General features: G+C 70.1%; 14 protein-coding genes. 6 read left to right on the forward strand and 8 right to left on the reverse strand.

Annotated elements, in window-relative coordinates; genetic code table 11:
* Nucleotide 1: 1 nt before the first annotated feature.
* Nucleotides 2-1180 (forward strand): cation:proton antiporter, encoded by a 1179-nt coding sequence (locus A5789_RS12535; protein ID WP_030517227.1) that lies wholly within the window; start codon nucleotides 2-4, stop codon nucleotides 1178-1180.
* On the opposite strand, the gene A5789_RS12540 is transcribed toward A5789_RS12535, so the two are convergent.
* From A5789_RS12540 to ppgK, 5 genes are all read right to left on the reverse strand, one after another.
* Nucleotides 1145-2005, reverse strand: coding sequence for a rhomboid-like protein (locus tag A5789_RS12540; protein ID WP_181064125.1), 861 nt, complete (start codon nucleotides 2003-2005; stop codon nucleotides 1145-1147). The genes A5789_RS12535 and A5789_RS12540 overlap by 36 nt on opposite strands.
* Nucleotides 2006-2139: 134 nt before the next feature.
* Nucleotides 2140-2991, reverse strand: a complete 852-nt coding sequence (locus A5789_RS12545) for an MHYT domain-containing protein (protein ID WP_064905003.1) — start codon at nucleotides 2989-2991, stop codon at nucleotides 2140-2142.
* Between the two features lie 218 nt (nucleotides 2992-3209).
* Nucleotides 3210-4799 carry a Na+/H+ antiporter gene (locus A5789_RS12550; RefSeq protein WP_064905001.1) on the reverse strand — a complete coding sequence of 530 codons (1590 nt, stop codon included), beginning with the start codon at nucleotides 4797-4799 and terminating at the stop codon, nucleotides 3210-3212.
* Nucleotides 4800-4895: 96 nt separating this feature from the next.
* On the reverse strand, nucleotides 4896-6287 hold the full coding sequence (locus A5789_RS12555; RefSeq protein WP_063019137.1) for an RNA polymerase sigma factor: 1392 nt from the start codon (nucleotides 6285-6287) through the stop codon (nucleotides 4896-4898).
* Nucleotides 6288-6439: 152 nt separating this feature from the next.
* Nucleotides 6440-7198, reverse strand: a complete 759-nt coding sequence (gene ppgK, locus A5789_RS12560; protein ID WP_030517222.1) for a polyphosphate--glucose phosphotransferase — start codon at nucleotides 7196-7198, stop codon at nucleotides 6440-6442.
* Between the two features lie 118 nt (nucleotides 7199-7316).
* On the opposite strand from ppgK, the gene A5789_RS12565 reads away from it, so the two are divergent.
* Nucleotides 7317-8228 carry an inositol monophosphatase family protein gene (locus A5789_RS12565; protein WP_082940670.1) on the forward strand — a complete coding sequence of 304 codons (912 nt, stop codon included), beginning with the start codon at nucleotides 7317-7319 and terminating at the stop codon, nucleotides 8226-8228.
* Nucleotides 8229-8241: 13 nt separating this feature from the next.
* Here A5789_RS12565 and cei read toward each other — a convergent pair whose 3' ends face one another.
* Nucleotides 8242-8919, reverse strand: coding sequence for an envelope integrity protein Cei (cei, locus tag A5789_RS12570; RefSeq protein ID WP_030517220.1), 678 nt, complete (start codon nucleotides 8917-8919; stop codon nucleotides 8242-8244).
* Nucleotides 8920-9430: 511 nt separating this feature from the next.
* On the opposite strand from cei, the gene A5789_RS12575 reads away from it, so the two are divergent.
* Nucleotides 9431-9733, forward strand: a complete 303-nt coding sequence (locus tag A5789_RS12575; RefSeq protein ID WP_025351469.1) for a DUF4193 domain-containing protein — start codon at nucleotides 9431-9433, stop codon at nucleotides 9731-9733.
* 76 nt (nucleotides 9734-9809) lie between these two features.
* Here A5789_RS12575 and A5789_RS12580 read toward each other — a convergent pair whose 3' ends face one another.
* The gene (locus tag A5789_RS12580; protein WP_369828772.1) at nucleotides 9810-10343 is read right to left on the reverse strand and encodes a DUF3093 domain-containing protein; all 534 of its coding nucleotides are present in this window, start codon (nucleotides 10341-10343) and stop codon (nucleotides 9810-9812) included.
* A gap of 138 nt (nucleotides 10344-10481) precedes the next feature.
* On the opposite strand from A5789_RS12580, the gene dut reads away from it, so the two are divergent.
* Both dut and A5789_RS37805 read left to right on the forward strand, forming a co-directional pair.
* Nucleotides 10482-10979, forward strand: coding sequence for a dUTP diphosphatase (gene dut, locus A5789_RS12585; protein ID WP_064901785.1), 498 nt, complete (start codon nucleotides 10482-10484; stop codon nucleotides 10977-10979).
* 1424 nt (nucleotides 10980-12403) lie between these two features.
* Complete coding sequence (locus tag A5789_RS37805) at nucleotides 12404-13273, forward strand: DUF3710 domain-containing protein (RefSeq protein WP_064901784.1); 870 nt, start codon at nucleotides 12404-12406, stop codon at nucleotides 13271-13273.
* A gap of 43 nt (nucleotides 13274-13316) precedes the next feature.
* Here the strand turns inward: A5789_RS37805 and A5789_RS12595 are convergent, their stop codons facing one another.
* Nucleotides 13317-14045 (reverse strand): alpha/beta fold hydrolase, encoded by a 729-nt coding sequence (locus A5789_RS12595; RefSeq protein ID WP_064901779.1) that lies wholly within the window; start codon nucleotides 14043-14045, stop codon nucleotides 13317-13319.
* A 307-nt stretch (nucleotides 14046-14352) separates the two neighbouring features.
* Between A5789_RS12595 and A5789_RS12600 the strand changes: the two genes are divergently transcribed.
* Nucleotides 14353-14775, forward strand: a complete 423-nt coding sequence (locus tag A5789_RS12600; RefSeq protein WP_051756768.1) for an OB-fold nucleic acid binding domain-containing protein — start codon at nucleotides 14353-14355, stop codon at nucleotides 14773-14775.
* Nucleotides 14776-14825: the final 50 nt, after the last annotated feature.

The following is a 14825-nucleotide window of genomic DNA, read 5'->3' on the forward strand; positions in this document are numbered from 1 at the left end:
GGTGGAGTCGACCGCACTAGCCCTGTTCGAGCTCGGAGCGGTCCTGTTCGCCCTCGGTGTCCTGGGGCGTGTCGCAGGGCGTTTCGGCATGTCCCCGATCCCGCTCTACCTCCTCGGCGGCCTGGCCTTCGGTGACGGCGGTGTGCTCACCGTCAAGGCCGCCACCGAATTCGGCCATCTCGCAGGCGAAATCGGCGTCGTGCTGCTGCTGTTGCTGCTGGGCCTGGAATACACCGCGCCGGAACTGGTCTCGGGCATGCGCAAGTCCTGGCTCGCGGGTCTGCTCGACATCGTGCTGAACGCCACGCCCGGCGCGGTGGTGGCGCTGCTGCTCGGCTGGGGGCCGACCGGCGCGATCACCCTGGCCGGCGTCACCTACATCTCGTCCTCCGGCATCGCGGCGAAGGTGCTCAACGACCTCGGACGGCTCGGTAACCGGGAGACGCCGGTCGTGCTGTCGGTTCTGGTGTTCGAGGATCTGGCGATGGCGATCTATCTGCCGATCCTGACCACCATCCTGGCCGGTGTCGGCTGGCTGGCCGGGCTACGGTCGTTGGCGCTCGCCTTGCTCGTGATCGCGATCGTGCTGGTTATCGCGCTGCGCTACGGGCGCTTCGTGTCCTCGATCGTGGACAGCAAGGATCGCGAGGTGTTCCTGCTGCAGTTGCTGGGGGCCGCGCTGCTGGTCGCGGGCCTCGCCTCCGCGCTGAACGTCTCGGCCGCGGTCGGCGCGTTCCTGCTGGGTATCGCGATCTCCGGATCCACCGCGCAGAGCGCCGCGAAACTCCTGGAACCGCTGCGGGATCTGTTCGCCGCCATCTTCTTCGTGGCCTTCGGCCTCAACACCGATCCGCACAAGATCCCGCAGGTCCTCGGCTGGGCGGTGCTGCTGGCCGTGATCACCACGCTGACCAAGATCGGAACCGGGTGGTTCGCGGCCAAGCGGCAGGGCATCGGACGGCTCGGTCGTGCGCGCGCCGGCGCCGCCCTGGTGGCCCGCGGTGAATTCTCGATCGTCATTGCGGGACTTGCCGTTTCGGTCGGTGCGGTACCGGGCAAGCTGGCGGCGCTGGCCTCGGCCTACGTCTTGCTGATGGCGATCCTCGGCCCGGTCGCGGCGCGCGTGGTCGAACCCGTGGTGCGCTCAATGCAGCGTCGGCTCGCTCCGGCCGTCGGCTGAGGGCTCGTCCTCGCTCACCAGGGCGGGCGCGGGATGGTCGATCGGCCGGGGCGCGGTGTCGCCCGGTGCGCGGCGGGTGCCCGCGGGCCGCTGGTCGCGGATCCGCTCGAGCCGCCGCGACAACGCCACCGCGACCGCCCCGACCACGAAGCCGATGAACAGCGCCGTCAGGTGGCCGTAGTCGGTGAACGTGCGCCCGTGCCAGGCGGCGAAGCCGAACCAGGCCAGCAACCCGACCGCCCACACGGCCCGGGGTGTACCGCGCAGATGGAAGCTCAGCGCGGCCAGCACCGCGGTGAAACCGTAGGAGGACCCCACATCGGAGGCCACCGCGATGCGCAGCGGAATCAGCTCGTGGTGCACCGCGAAGGCGATGCCGGTGACCACGATCATCGAGGCGCCGACGTGGCCGCAGGCGAACACCATGATCCAGCGCAACGTCCCCAGCCAGCGCTCGGCGAAGGCCATCACCGTCAGGAAGCCGATGATGATCACCCACGGAAATCCGCCGTCGGTCCAGAACGCCGACGCGACCAGCACTTGTACCGGCTCCCGGCGCATATTGTGCAGATTCGTCGAGGCCGACAGGATCAGCCGGTGCCCGGCGAAATCACTGATCCCGCGCAGCGTCCACCAGGTGACGAACAATGTGAACGCGTAGGCGCAGGAGGCCGGCGCACCGGCCAGATGGTCGTGGACCGCCTTCCCGGCCCGGTAGATCCGATCCGGGCCGTGCCACCAGTCCAGCAGTTGCCGGCGCCCGGTGTCGAGGTCGAGCGTCCGGGCCCATGGGGACCGGTAGTGATTCAAAGCGGAAGACGCCACGTATGCCAGTGTCGCCCGCGGCGGGCCGGTCCGCCCACCGACCCGCGCAATCCGGTGCCACAGGTTCGCCTCGCGGCGGTTTCCCGCCGGTGAGCTGTGCGGTCACCGCATTGCGCGGGCCCTGCCGACGGCGGCTAGCGGCGGTGCCGGTGTGTCTGCTCGCCGGGGTACTCCTCGCGAGCGAACGACCCGGTCGCCGGGGAGTCGGACTCGGTGCTGCTGGGCCAGTAACGGCTCGCGTGCTGCCCACGGATGCGCGACAGATCCGGCTCGTGGATATCGGTGATGCCGACCTGCAGGAACAGCAGCAGCGTCACCATGCTGACGCCGATGATGAGCGGGGTCAGCAGTTGATTGGCCTGCGCCCCCGACGGCGCCTGCATGTGCTCGGCCATATGGGCCTGCATGGCGTACATGCCGGTGTAGTGCATACCGCAGACCGCGACGCCCATGATCATCGCCGAACCGATGGTCGCGAGCAGTCCCTCGACGTGCAGCGCGAACCACAGCGCCGCGGTCGCCGCCACCACCGCGATCACGATGGAGACGAGGACCAGCCACGCGTCGTAGTGCATCGCGACATCGGTCTTCATCGCGTACATGCCGGCGTAGTGCATCGCGGCCACACCCAGCCCGGTGACCGCCCCGCCGGTCAGCAGCGCCGAGGTGTCGCCCCGCCGGCGGATCACCAGCGACAGGCCGATCCAGACCACGACCACCGCGATCGCGGCGCTGATCAACGTGATCGGGATGTCGTAGCGAATGGTCGCCCCGTGGACCGAGAAACCCAGCATCGCGATGAAGTGCATGACCCAGACGCCCGTACCGCCCAGGGCCACGGCCGCGGTGACGACCCATCCGCGGCGCTCGGGGTTGGCCCGCGCGCGCACCATACAGCGCAACGCGAGCAACGAACCGATGACGGACATGACGTAGGCCAGTGCGGGTGTCAACCACCCGTAGGTGAACTGGTCGATCTGAAGCATGCGGACTCCTTGCCGAAAGTGCGTCACCGCATCCCCATGCCGGTGACCGTCCGCACATTAGCTATATACTCGCAGGTAGTAAATTTCCCGAACGTTAGTCCTGGAAAATAGCTGGTGTTTGCCGGAGCGCGAGGCCAGTTCGCGTCGCGTGTCCGTGGACCGGGGATCGATCGCCGCAGGGTGTCCAGGGGACTCGACCGTCGCGCGAGTCCGCTACCTCACAGCAGCGGCGGCGGGCGCAGATCCAGCCGGCGCATCACCCGGTCCACCAGATCCGGCGGCATACCCGGTTCGCGCCGGGCGGCCAGCGCCTCACCGCGGCCGGCGTCGAGGACGTCGTTGCTGATGGTGCGCAATTTGCCGGTCAGCCGCATGGCGTGCTCGACGGTCTTGGTGCCGTCGGCGGCCTGGGCCGCTTCCGGGTCGGCGCGCATCAACCGGCGTTCCACGCTGTCGCGCAGCCGCTGATACACCTCGTCGGGCAGATCCTCGGTGTCGGCGATGTCCTCCAGCCGGGCCAGTTCCGCGCGCAGGATCCGCGTCCACAGCCGTCGCTCCATGGCTCGCTCGACCTCGGTATCGGCCTTCACCCCGGTCCAGCGAGCGACCAGAGGCAGCGTGGGACCCTGCAGCAGCAGCGTGAACAGCACCACGACGAACGCGATGAACAGGACCTCGGTGCGGCCGGGGAAGTCCGCGCCCGAATCGGTGGTCAGCGGCAACGCCAGCGCCAGCGCGACGGTCACCACGCCGCGCATGCCGGCCCACCAGGTGACCACGGTCTCGCGCCAGGTGTACGGCTCGTCCACCCGCCGGCGCCGCCACCATCCGCGAAACAGCGCGGTACTGGCGAGCAGCCACAGCACCCGCAGGGCAACCACCACGCCGACCACCGCGGCCGCCCCGCCGAGCAGGCGTGGCCAGTTCGGACCGGTGGTGGCGAGCACCGTGCTCAACTCCAGGCCCACCAGTCCGAAGGCGAATCCGGTGACCAGCATGTCGATTACGTCCCAGAACGAATCGCCGACGATTCGGTATCCCACATCGCTGAAATCCGTTGCGGCATCGGTGAGATACAGCGCGCACACGAGGACCGCGAGCACCGCCGAACCGTGCGCGGCCTCGGCGAGCCCGTAGGCGGCGAACGGGAGTAGCAATCCGAGGGCAACCTGCCACGGCGCCTCCGTCAGCCGCCGCATCAGGGCACTGCCGGCCCAGCCGAGCGCGAGCCCGACCGCCATCGCCACCACCGCCGAGACCACGAAGTCGACCGCGGTCCGCCAGGCCGAGAATTGCCCGGTCACCACCGCCTGCACCGCGACGTCGTAGATCACCACCGCGGTCACGTCGTTGAACAGGCCCTCACCCTCGAGCACCGCCACCAGACGCCGCGGCAGGCCCAGCCGGTTCGCCATCGCGCTCACCGCCACCGGATCCGGCGGCGCCACCACCGCGCCCAGGGCGAACGCCGTGCCCACCGGCAGCGCCGGATACCAGAGATGGAAGATCGCGGCGACCGCGGCCGCGGTGGCCACCACCAGACCGACCGCTCGCAACAGGATCGCCCCCGCGTTGGACGCGAACTGCTGCCAGGAGGTGCGCCGCGCCGAGGCGTAGAGCAACGGCGGCAGGACCAGCGGGAGGATCAGCTCGGGCGCCAGCGCGATATTCGGCACGAACGGCAGCACCGCCATGACGAGCCCGAAGACCGTCATCAGCACCGCGGGCGCCAAACCGAGCCGCCGGCCCAGCGGCTGCGCCAGGATCGTCGCGAACGCCAGCACGAAAACCAACACCAACTGATCCACGACAGCCCACACTATGGGGCCGTCGCGGCAATACCCCGGACATAACGACGATGCCGCCGAGGCGGAACCTCGGCGGCATCATCGGAATCGCGGATATCAGTCCAGGTAGTCGCGCAACACCTGCGACCGGCTGGGGTGGCGCAGCTTGCTCATCGTCTTCGACTCGATCTGGCGGATGCGCTCACGGGTGACCCCGTAGACCTGGCCGATCTCGTCGAGGGTGCGCGGCTGGCCGTCGGTGAGACCGAAGCGCAGCCGGACCACGCCCGCCTCACGCTCGGACAAGGTTTCCAGCACCGACTGCAGCTGATCCTGCAGCAGGGTGAAGCTCACCGCGTCGACCGCGACGACCGCCTCGGAATCCTCGATGAAGTCGCCCAGCTGGGAATCGCCCTCGTCGCCGATTGTCTGGTCCAGCGAGATGGGCTCACGCGCGTACTGCTGGATCTCGAGGACCTTCTCCGGCGTGATGTCCATTTCCTTGGCGAGCTCTTCGGGCGTGGGCTCGCGGCCCAGGTCCTGCAGCAGCTCGCGCTGGATGCGGCCCAGCTTGTTGATGACCTCGACCATGTGCACCGGAATACGGATGGTGCGGGCCTGGTCGGCCATCGCGCGGGTGATGGCCTGCCGGATCCACCAGGTGGCATACGTGGAGAACTTGTAGCCCTTGGTGTAGTCGAACTTCTCCACCGCGCGGATCAGACCCAGGTTGCCCTCCTGGATCAGGTCCAGGAACGCCATGCCGCGGCCGGTGTAGCGCTTGGCCAGCGAGACGACCAGACGCAGGTTGGCCTCGAGCAGGTGGTTCTTGGCACGGTTGCCGTCGCGCATGATCCACTGCAGATCGCGGCGGGTGGCCACCGGCAGCTTCTCGCCCTTGTCGGCGAATTCGCGCAGCTTCTCGGTGGCGTAGAGACCGGCCTCGATCCGCTTGGCGAGTTCGACCTCCTCCTCCGCGTTGAGCAGCGCGACCTTGCCGATCTGCTTGAGGTAGGCGCGCACCGAGTCCGCGGACGCCGTGAGCTCGGCATCCTTGCGGGCCTGGCGCAGGGCCTCGGATTCCTCTTCGTCCCAGACGAAATCGCCGGAGGCCTTGTCCTTCTCCGAGGGCTCGTCGGCTTCCTCGTCCTCGGCTTCGGCCTCTTCGTCCTCGGCGGTCTCTTCGACCAGCTCTTCGCCGTCGTCGCTCAGATCGTCCTCGGAGACCTCCAGGTCACCGAGGTCGTCGAGTTCCAGCGACTCGTCGTCGAGATGCTCGTCGGCTTCGTTGTCCGCGCCGGGGGCCGCCTTCTTCGTGGTGGCCTTCTTGGCGGGTGCTTTCTTTGCAGCCTTGGCTCCCGCTTTCTTGGCGGGGGCCTTCTTCGCGGCGACCTTCTTGGCCGGGGCCTTTTTCGCGGCAGCCTTGCGGACCGGCCGTGCTGCGGTGCCTTCTGCGGAGTCGGCAGCGTCGGCCGATTCGGCGGTCTGTCGGGTATTCGTGGCTACCACGTACGCCCTTTCGTGACGGTCTCGTGCGGCGTCACGCCAGAGTAATCATCCGGCGGAGCGGTTCTGTCGGGGTTGAACCCGGCTCTACGTGCCGGGGTTGTTTTCCGGCTCACCGCCGGTCTCGTTCCATTGTAACTATCGGCAACGAGTGCTCACGGCGCGATCCCGCTATCCACGGCCATCGCGGCGCCCACGATACCCGCGGTGTTGCGGAGATGGGCGGCCGCGACCGGAGTCCGATTGGCCAGCAACGGGATCCAGTGCTCGGCATCGCGGCTGATCCCGCCGCCGGCGACGAAGACCGTCGGCCAGAACAGGTCCTCCAGGGTGACCAGTACCTTCGTCACCTCGGCGGCCCACTCCTTGTACGACAGATTCTTTCGTTCCTTCACCGACGACGCGGCCCGGTGCTCGGCCTCCTTGCCGTGCACCTCGATGTGGCCCAGTTCGGTGTTGGGCACCAGGACGCCGTGGTTCAGCAGCGCCGAGCCGATACCGGTGCCGAAGGTCAACAGCATCACCAGGCCGTCGATGTTGCGGGCCGCGCCGTAGCGGTCCTCGGCCAGGCCCGCGGCGTCGGCGTCGTTGAGCACCACGACGTCGCGTCCGCCCAGCGCCAGCGAGAACAGCTGACGCGCGTCGGTGTCGATCCAGCTCTTGTCGATGTTGGCGGCGGTGCGGGCGATGCCGTTGACCACCACGCTGGGCAGGGTGAGCCCGACCGGGCCGTCCCAGTCGGCCTGGGTGACGAGTTTGGCGACGGTTTCGGCGATGGCGTTCGGGGTGGCCGGGTGGGGCGTGGAGATCTTGATCCGTTCGTGGGCGAGGTCGCCGGTGGCGAGGTCGACGACCGCGCCCTTCACCCCGCTACCCCCGATATCGATTCCGAATGCTTGCCCCCGAGCGGACATCGCGAACTCCTCGTTCCCTGTGGTCTAGGCCGATGAAGGTGCCAGCGGCACGTTACACCGCGCGCAGCGCCCGTGGCCGCGACCGCGCGGATGCGAGTCCGGGCGGATCTGTGGTCGGATGGAAACCGTGCCCGAGACGAATTCACCCGCCGACATCGCGGAAGCGCCCGTCCTCGACCCTGCCGAAATCGCCGAATTACGCCGTGTTTCAGTTTATCTGGCCGAGACCGCGGCGGCACACGTCCGCCGCCGCCGTCCCGAGGTGTTCGGCCCGGGGCGCACCGAGGACGACTCGGTCCGCACCAAATCGACGCCCACCGATCCGGTCACCGTGGTCGACACCGAAACCGAGCAGCTGATCCGGTCGTTGCTGGCCGAGACGCGCCCGGGGGAGAGGGTCCTCGGTGAGGAGGGCGGTGGCAGCCTCGGCGCCGCCGGGGAGATCGTGTGGGTGGTCGATCCGATCGACGGCACGGTCAACTTCGTGTACGGCATCCCGGCCTACGCGGTATCGGTGGCCGCGATGCGCGGCGGCCGTTCGCTTGCCGGTGCCGTCGTCGACGTGGCCGGTGGGGTGACCTACAGCGCCGGACTGGGCACGGGTGCCACCCTGGCCGGCGGCGACGAGGAGCCGATCGCGTTGCGCTGCAACGATATCGACTCCGTCCGGCTGGCTCTGCTGGCCACCGGCTTCGGCTACGGCGCGGCGCGACGGGAACGGCAGGGCGAACTCGTGGCGCAGCTGTTGCCGAAAGTCCGCGACATCCGCCGGATCGGCTCGGCCGCCCTGGACCTCTGCATGGTGGCCGCGGGTCGGGTGGACGCCCACTACGAACACGGCCTCAATCCGTGGGACTGGGCCGCCGGAGCCCTGATCGCGGCCGAGGCGGGGGCGGTACTGCGGCTGCCCGGCGCGGACTCCACCGGCGCGCAGGGGGAGCTGACCGTGGCCGCCGCCGCGGGCATCGCCGACGAGCTCGCCGACCTGTTCGACCGGCTCGGTGTCGCCGCGCCCATCCCCGAGGAGTGAGCGCGGCTCGGCTTCAGCAGCGGGCGGTGCGGGCGGCCTGCAGCAGCGCCGAATCGACGTCCGGGCCGTTGGGCGCCGGATTCTTCAAGGCGCGCAGCACTTCCTCGGCATCGGTGCTCGGCTGCAGATCGTTGCCGAACAGCGTGCCCAGGGCCAGGTCGACGGTGTCGTCGGTGCGCTGATCCTCGATCAGCTCCGCGCACGGCGCGACGAGCTGGACGGCGGCCGCGGCCGGGCGACCGCTCACGCCGTAGCGGATCTGGCCGGTGCAGACCAGGTCGCCGTTCAGATAGACCGGATCGTTGCCGAAGACCGGGGCCGGCGGGCTGGCGAAGCCGTAGTCACCGAGCTTGGACGCGATGTGCTCGGCCAGGCCGCGCTGGCCGGACCCGTTGAGCACCCGCACCTTGGCCTGGGCCAGCGGCGCCGGCTCCACATCGTGCAGCCGCGACGGGGACACCACCTCGCCCAGCGGCGCGGGCTGCGGGGAGTTCGCATCCGTGGCGGGGGCCGGCGAATTGCAGGCCATCGCGGTATGGGTGGTGTCGGCGGTGGTCAGCGCCTTGATCCACACGATTGCGCAGATGAGGGCGAGAACCGCGATGAGTGCGACCCACGGCTGGTAGCGGCGCCGCAGGAACGGACGGCCCTTGTTGTCGACCGCGCTGCCTTCGGTGATCAGTGAAACCACACGCACACCTTACGAGTTGGCGGGCGACAGTCGCGCACGCGGACACCTGCGCGCCGGTTCGGCGCGGAAACAGGCAGCTACGGCGATGCCGGATATCGGGATGGTAACGATCGGCGCGGCCGCCCGCGTCGCGATCGGGTCACGGGCCGAGGCGCCGCCGAGCACGAAGCGATGGCGTATCGCCACAGCTGTGCTGTCGCAGTGACGATTACCCGTCGGTTTCGACTCGCTCGAGTTTTGATTGCGACTTTTGCCCCGGCGTCCGCTATTGTCTGGCGGCCCGATACGAATCGGCTGATGTGAATCAGGGAAGCGATTTCGGGAACAACCAGGGCATGTCCTGCGTTGACCGAGCGCGATCCGGTATGGATCAGGGTGATCCGGCCGGGCGGCGAGCGGTGTACACGTGACGTACACCACGGCGGGGCGGCATCGCCGGCGATTCCGACAGGGATCGACGTTCGGCGGAGCCGGTCCGGGATATACGGAGTAAGGACGAGGGGAAGACGACATGGCAACCGACTATGACGCACCTAGGCGCAGTGAATCCGACGAAGTGTCGGAGGACTCGCTCGAGGAGCTGAAGGCTCGTCGCAACGAGGCCGCGTCCGCCGTCGTGGATATCGACGAATCCGATACCGCGGAGTCGTTCGAGCTTCCCGGCGCGGATCTGTCCGAGGAGGTGCTCTCGGTCCGGGTCATCCCGAAGCAGGCCGACGAGTTCACCTGCTCGAGCTGCTTCCTGGTTCACCACCGCAGCAGACTCGCCAGCGAGGCCGGCGGGCAGATGATCTGCATGGATTGCGCGGCCTGAGCGATCCGTGCGGCCGCAGCGGATCAGTTCCGCGGGTAGCTGAGAGAAACGACGACAAACAGCCCGGCAGGTCCCGTCAGCCCGCGCTCGGCACGCCGAGCGCGGCCAGCACCTGCTCGGGTTTACGCGTGCTGATCAGCCAGTACGGAGCGGGGTCGTCCGGATCGTCGAGGACGAGCAGGACCATGGGCCCGATCCAGGGGCGATGCTGGACGAACGCGGCCGGGTCGAGCTGACGACCCAGTGCCGCGCTTTTCGCGCTGGCCGGTACGGGTACCGCCCGGGATACATACGTTACCGGTAGATGGGCCCGGTCCGCGCGCAATTCGAGGATGCCGTCGGCATCCGGTGCCACCTCGACCCGGTGGCGACTCACCCAGAGCAGCGCCCAGACGGGCACCGGGAACAGCAGCACATACGGCAGCCACGCCCGGATACCCGGCGCTCCCATATGGATTTCGGCGGCCAGCAGACCGGTCACCGCCAGCGCCACCGGCCACCACCACAGCGGAACCCACAGCCGTTCGGAATAGACCGCGGCGGGGGTATCGGCGTGTGCGCGCGCCGAGGACTCGTGGGGAGGTACTGCGTGGGACTGGTCGGACACCACATCATGCTAGGTCAGGCCGACATATTCGCTGTCGGCGGGAGCCGGTCCGGGCTGTCCGCGACCGCGGCCGCTCGGTGCCGCCACATCGGAGCCCGGCGCTCCCACGGCCCGGCCGCCGGACGCGTAGGCTCGCTGGACGTGACCGGACTTGCACCCATACCTCTGCTGCGGCTCGATCCCGGCGTCCCGGTGCCCACGCGCGCGCACCCGGGCGATGCCGGAGTGGATTTGTGCACCACCGAAGACGTCATCCTGGAGCCGGGCGAGCGGATGCTCGTCGGCACCGGAATCGCCGTCGCGTTGCCGGAGGGCACCGTCGGCCTCATTCATCCCCGGTCGGGGCTGGCCGCCAAGACGGGTCTGTCCGTCGTCAACACGCCGGGCACGATCGACGCCGGATACCGGGGCGAGATCAAGGTCTGCCTGATCAATCACGACCCGCGCACGGCGATTCAGTTGCGCCGCGGCGATCGGATCGCACAATTGCTGGTGCAGCGTGTGGAACTGGTGGATTTCGTGGAGGTCGACCAGCTCGACGAAACAGCGCGCGGCGCAGGCGGTTACGGGTCGAGCGGCGGACACCACAGTCTGTCGCCGCAATCCGGCGGGGCGGGCCGCGCCGGAGGGGAGGTATGAACATGTTCGGCCGTGGAGATCATCGATCCGATCATGACTCCGAGCGGGACGACACCGGCTATGGCGATTCCTATTACGACGAGGGATACGCCGAGGGCGGCTACCGGACCGGTACGCACCGGGCGCCGGACCTGGGGGACGACGGAGTCTACGGCGAATCCGCCTACGGCCCCGGCTATTCCGAGCCGGACTATCCGGCCGGGCCGAGCGCGGAAGCTGCGGGCGGGCGCACCGGGCGGCACGGCCGCGCGGAGCCGGACCACGGTATGACTCCGCCCGGGTACGGGACGCCGGGACGTCCGGCTGCGCCGTATCCCGGTGCGCGGCCCGACCCGTACGAGACGGGCGCGCACGCACGAATGCCGGCGCGCCCGGGTACTCCGGCACGCGGTGACGCGCCGGTCCGTCCGCCGCGGCGCGCGCCGGGCGGACCGCGTCCGGACCTGCCGCCGGTGCCGGGGGATATGGACGACACCGGCCCCATTCCGCGCATCCCTTCCGGCCAGTTGCCGCCGCGGCCGGCGGGCGGAACCGGCGCGATCCCGCGCGTTCCCGGTGGCCCGGCGGGTACGGGGGCGATGCCGCGCGTCCCCGGTGGGCCGGTCGGCACCGGCGCGATCCCGCGCGTTCCCGGTGGCCCTGTCGGGAGCGGTGCGACCCCGCGGATTCCCGGCGGCCCGGCGGGAACCGGTGCAACACCTCGGATCCCGGGCGGTCCGACCGGTACCGGACCCACACCGCGGATTCCCGGCGGCCCGCTGGACTCCGGTGCGATGCAGCGCAATCCCGGTCCCCCGGCCGGTACGGGCCCGACTCGACGCAATCCTCCGGGGCCGGGTGGCACGGGTGCCGTGCCGAGAATTCCCGGCGCAGCGCCCGCACCGGGCGGTCCGGTGACGGGGTCGGTCCGGCGGATTCCGCCCGGTGTGAACCCGGCCGGGCCCCCGACGGGCTCGGTGCCACGGCTTCCTCCGGGACCCGGACGTCCGGCGCCGGGCGGTCCGGGTGGTCCCGGCCGACCGTCGCCGGCCGGCTCACCCGCCGGGGCTCCACCTCCGCCGCGACGCGCCGCGGAGCCGACGAGTACGCCCGCGCCGACGGTTACCGGCCGGCACCCCGTCGTGCCCGGACAGCAGCGCCCCGATGCCGGTGACGTCGAGTACGGCCACCCGCAGACGGGGCGGCATCGCCCGGTGGAGGTCGAAGCTCCCGGCTATCGCGAGCCCGCGCAGCCGCATGCCGCGGCGCCGGACCCCTACGCCGGTCGCGGGTACGACACCGCCGAATCCGGCCCGGCCACAGGTGGTTTCGCGGTAGCCGACCCCTACCGGCAGTCCTCCGGTGCGCACGGCGCCGACTCGTACGCCGAAACTCCGGGTTACGCCGCTGCCTACGCCGAGGATCCCGTCGAAACCCCCGGCTACGTGGACGATTCCGCATATGCCGGTGCGGAGGCCTATGCCGAGGCCGACGCGTACGACGCCGAAAGTCTCGACGACACCGAGGGCTTCGACGACGACGCCGACGAATACGACGCCGACGAGTACGAGGACGAGGACCGCGACGCCGGCGAGGGCGAGGATTCCGCACCGCGGACCGGGCCCTTCGATTACGACGAGGTGGCCGAGATTCTCGCCGAGATCTCCGACCAGCATCTCGATCTGGGTTCGGTGCTCCTGCCGGTCCCCGACGGCGGTCAGTTGCAGGTGGAGATGACGCCCGACGGCACGCCGCAGGCGGTTCATCTCGCGACCCCGCACGGACGTCTCACCGTGGCGGCCTACGCGGCACCGAAATCGCCGGGCCAGTGGCGGACCGTCGCCGCGGATCTGGCGGAATCGCTGCGGGCCGACGGCGCGCAGGTCTCGGTGCAGACCGGGCCGTGGGGTCGCGAACTGCACGCGGTGACCGAGGGCGCCGACCTGCGCTTCATCGGCGTCGACGGTTACCGCTGGATGGTCCGGCTGGTGGCGGCGGGGCCCTCGGGCGCCGCCGACGAGGGCGGCCCGCTGGTCGAGGCGGCCCGCGCGATTCTCGCCGAGACCGTGGTGCGCCGCGGCGACGAGCCGATGCCGGTGCGGGAACCGTTGCCGGTGGTGCTGCCGCAGGAACTCGCCGATCAGTTGATCGCGGCGCATCAGCAGCAGGTCGAGGCGCAGCAGCAGGCGCTGGCCGCGCAGGCGGCCGCGGCCGAGGCGGCCGCGACGGGCACCTTCCCGGTGGTCACCGCCGAGCAGCAGGGACCGCGCCGCGGCGCCGAAGGCTCGGCGATGCAGCAACTCGGTCTCAACTGACCGCTTCCGGGCGCCCGCGATACGGCCGGGCGCCCGGAAGCCGTCAGGCCCGCAGTTCCTGCGTGACCAGGTCCGGGACGCCCCGGGCGCCGAGAATCCCTGGATCGGCGCCGAGCTCGTCGAGCGTGATGCGGTGGATGCGCGCCCGCGGGATCAGCTCGTACCACTGTTCGGCGACGGCGAGCGGATGCACCGGATCGTCGACCGCCGCCACGACGGTGGTCGGAACGCGCAGTGCTGCAAGCGATTCCGCGTCCGGCCAGGCATAGGTGGCGGCCTCTTCCAGCGCCGACGGCAGATCGGGCCAGTGCGTGCGCCACGACTGGGTCAGCGCCCGGCCCAGCCAGGCCGGGCTGCCCGCGCGCATCCGTTCGATCACCGGTTCCAAGCCGTCGGCGCGCAGCTGAGCCGCGGTGCTCGCCGCGCTGAGCGCCGCCGGGCACCCCGTGATATCGGAACCGGTCCAGGCCGGCAGGGCCGCGACCACCCCGAACGCCGATTCCGAGTGGGCGCCGGCCCATTCCACCGCGATCGCGGCGCCCAGCGAAATCCCCGCGGCGAGCACCGGGCCGAGGAGGGCCGCCTCGTCCAGCGCCGCCCGGCAGCTCGCGACCACGGCCCGCGGCTGCGGCTCCACCGCGATGAACGGCAGATCCATTGCGGCACAAGCGGGTTCGAACGCTCGCCGGGCGAAGTCGGCATCGGATCCGGTGCCCGGCAGGGCGACGACGACGGCCGGGCGCGAGCCGCCGGCACGGGGTAGTTCTGCCACGGCCGCAGCCTAGCCGCTGGGCCGGATGAGCCTCGCGCCCCTCCGATCACCGGCGGAGCCCGGCGGTCCGGCGCGCCCTTCCGGTGCGCGAAAAACGTGTTGTCGACCACTCGAATCCGAGGGTTCGCGCGCGGATCGGCGGGGAACCCAGCAAACGGTGCGGTCAGCGCCGTGACGGTGGTGCCGGGCTCCCGTAGCGAGGGCGTCCGGGTGCATCTACAGTGGCGGTGTACGGCCCATCAGCCGGTCGTGTGGGAAACCGACGACGTGTGACCCACGCCGTCTGTAGTGCAGGAAGTGTTGCAAGATGCCTTTCACAGGCGGAAACAAGGCGGGTTCCGGTGCCGCGGGCAAGGTAGGCCCCGACAGCGGTTATTTCCGGCGTCTGGGGCGTCGTCTGACGGCCGATCTCGACGTACTCGATGCGGAGGAGCTGGCGGAGACCTCCGAAGCGTCGGGCGCGTGCAGGGCGGCGGAATGCCGACGTGGCGAAGAGGTCACCATGCTGGGGCGATTGCGCAGTGTGGAGGCCTGTCCGAAGTCGGCCAGCGCTTCGGTGGAGGCCGAATTCTTCGACGGCACCGACGCGGTGACCCTGGTATGGATCGGCAGGCGCCGCATACCCGGTGTCGAATCGGGACGCCGTATCCTGGTCCGTGGCCGCATCGGTGAACGCGATGGCGCCAAGGTGATGTTCAACCCCTACTACGAACTCCGCGAGAATTCCTGACGTATGCCGATACCCCACAACAACGAGGGCGCCGACCCGGCCGCCGTGGC

The organism is Nocardia sp. 852002-51101_SCH5132738, from assembly GCF_001665695.1.
Classification (GTDB): domain Bacteria; phylum Actinomycetota; class Actinomycetes; order Mycobacteriales; family Mycobacteriaceae; genus Nocardia; species Nocardia nova.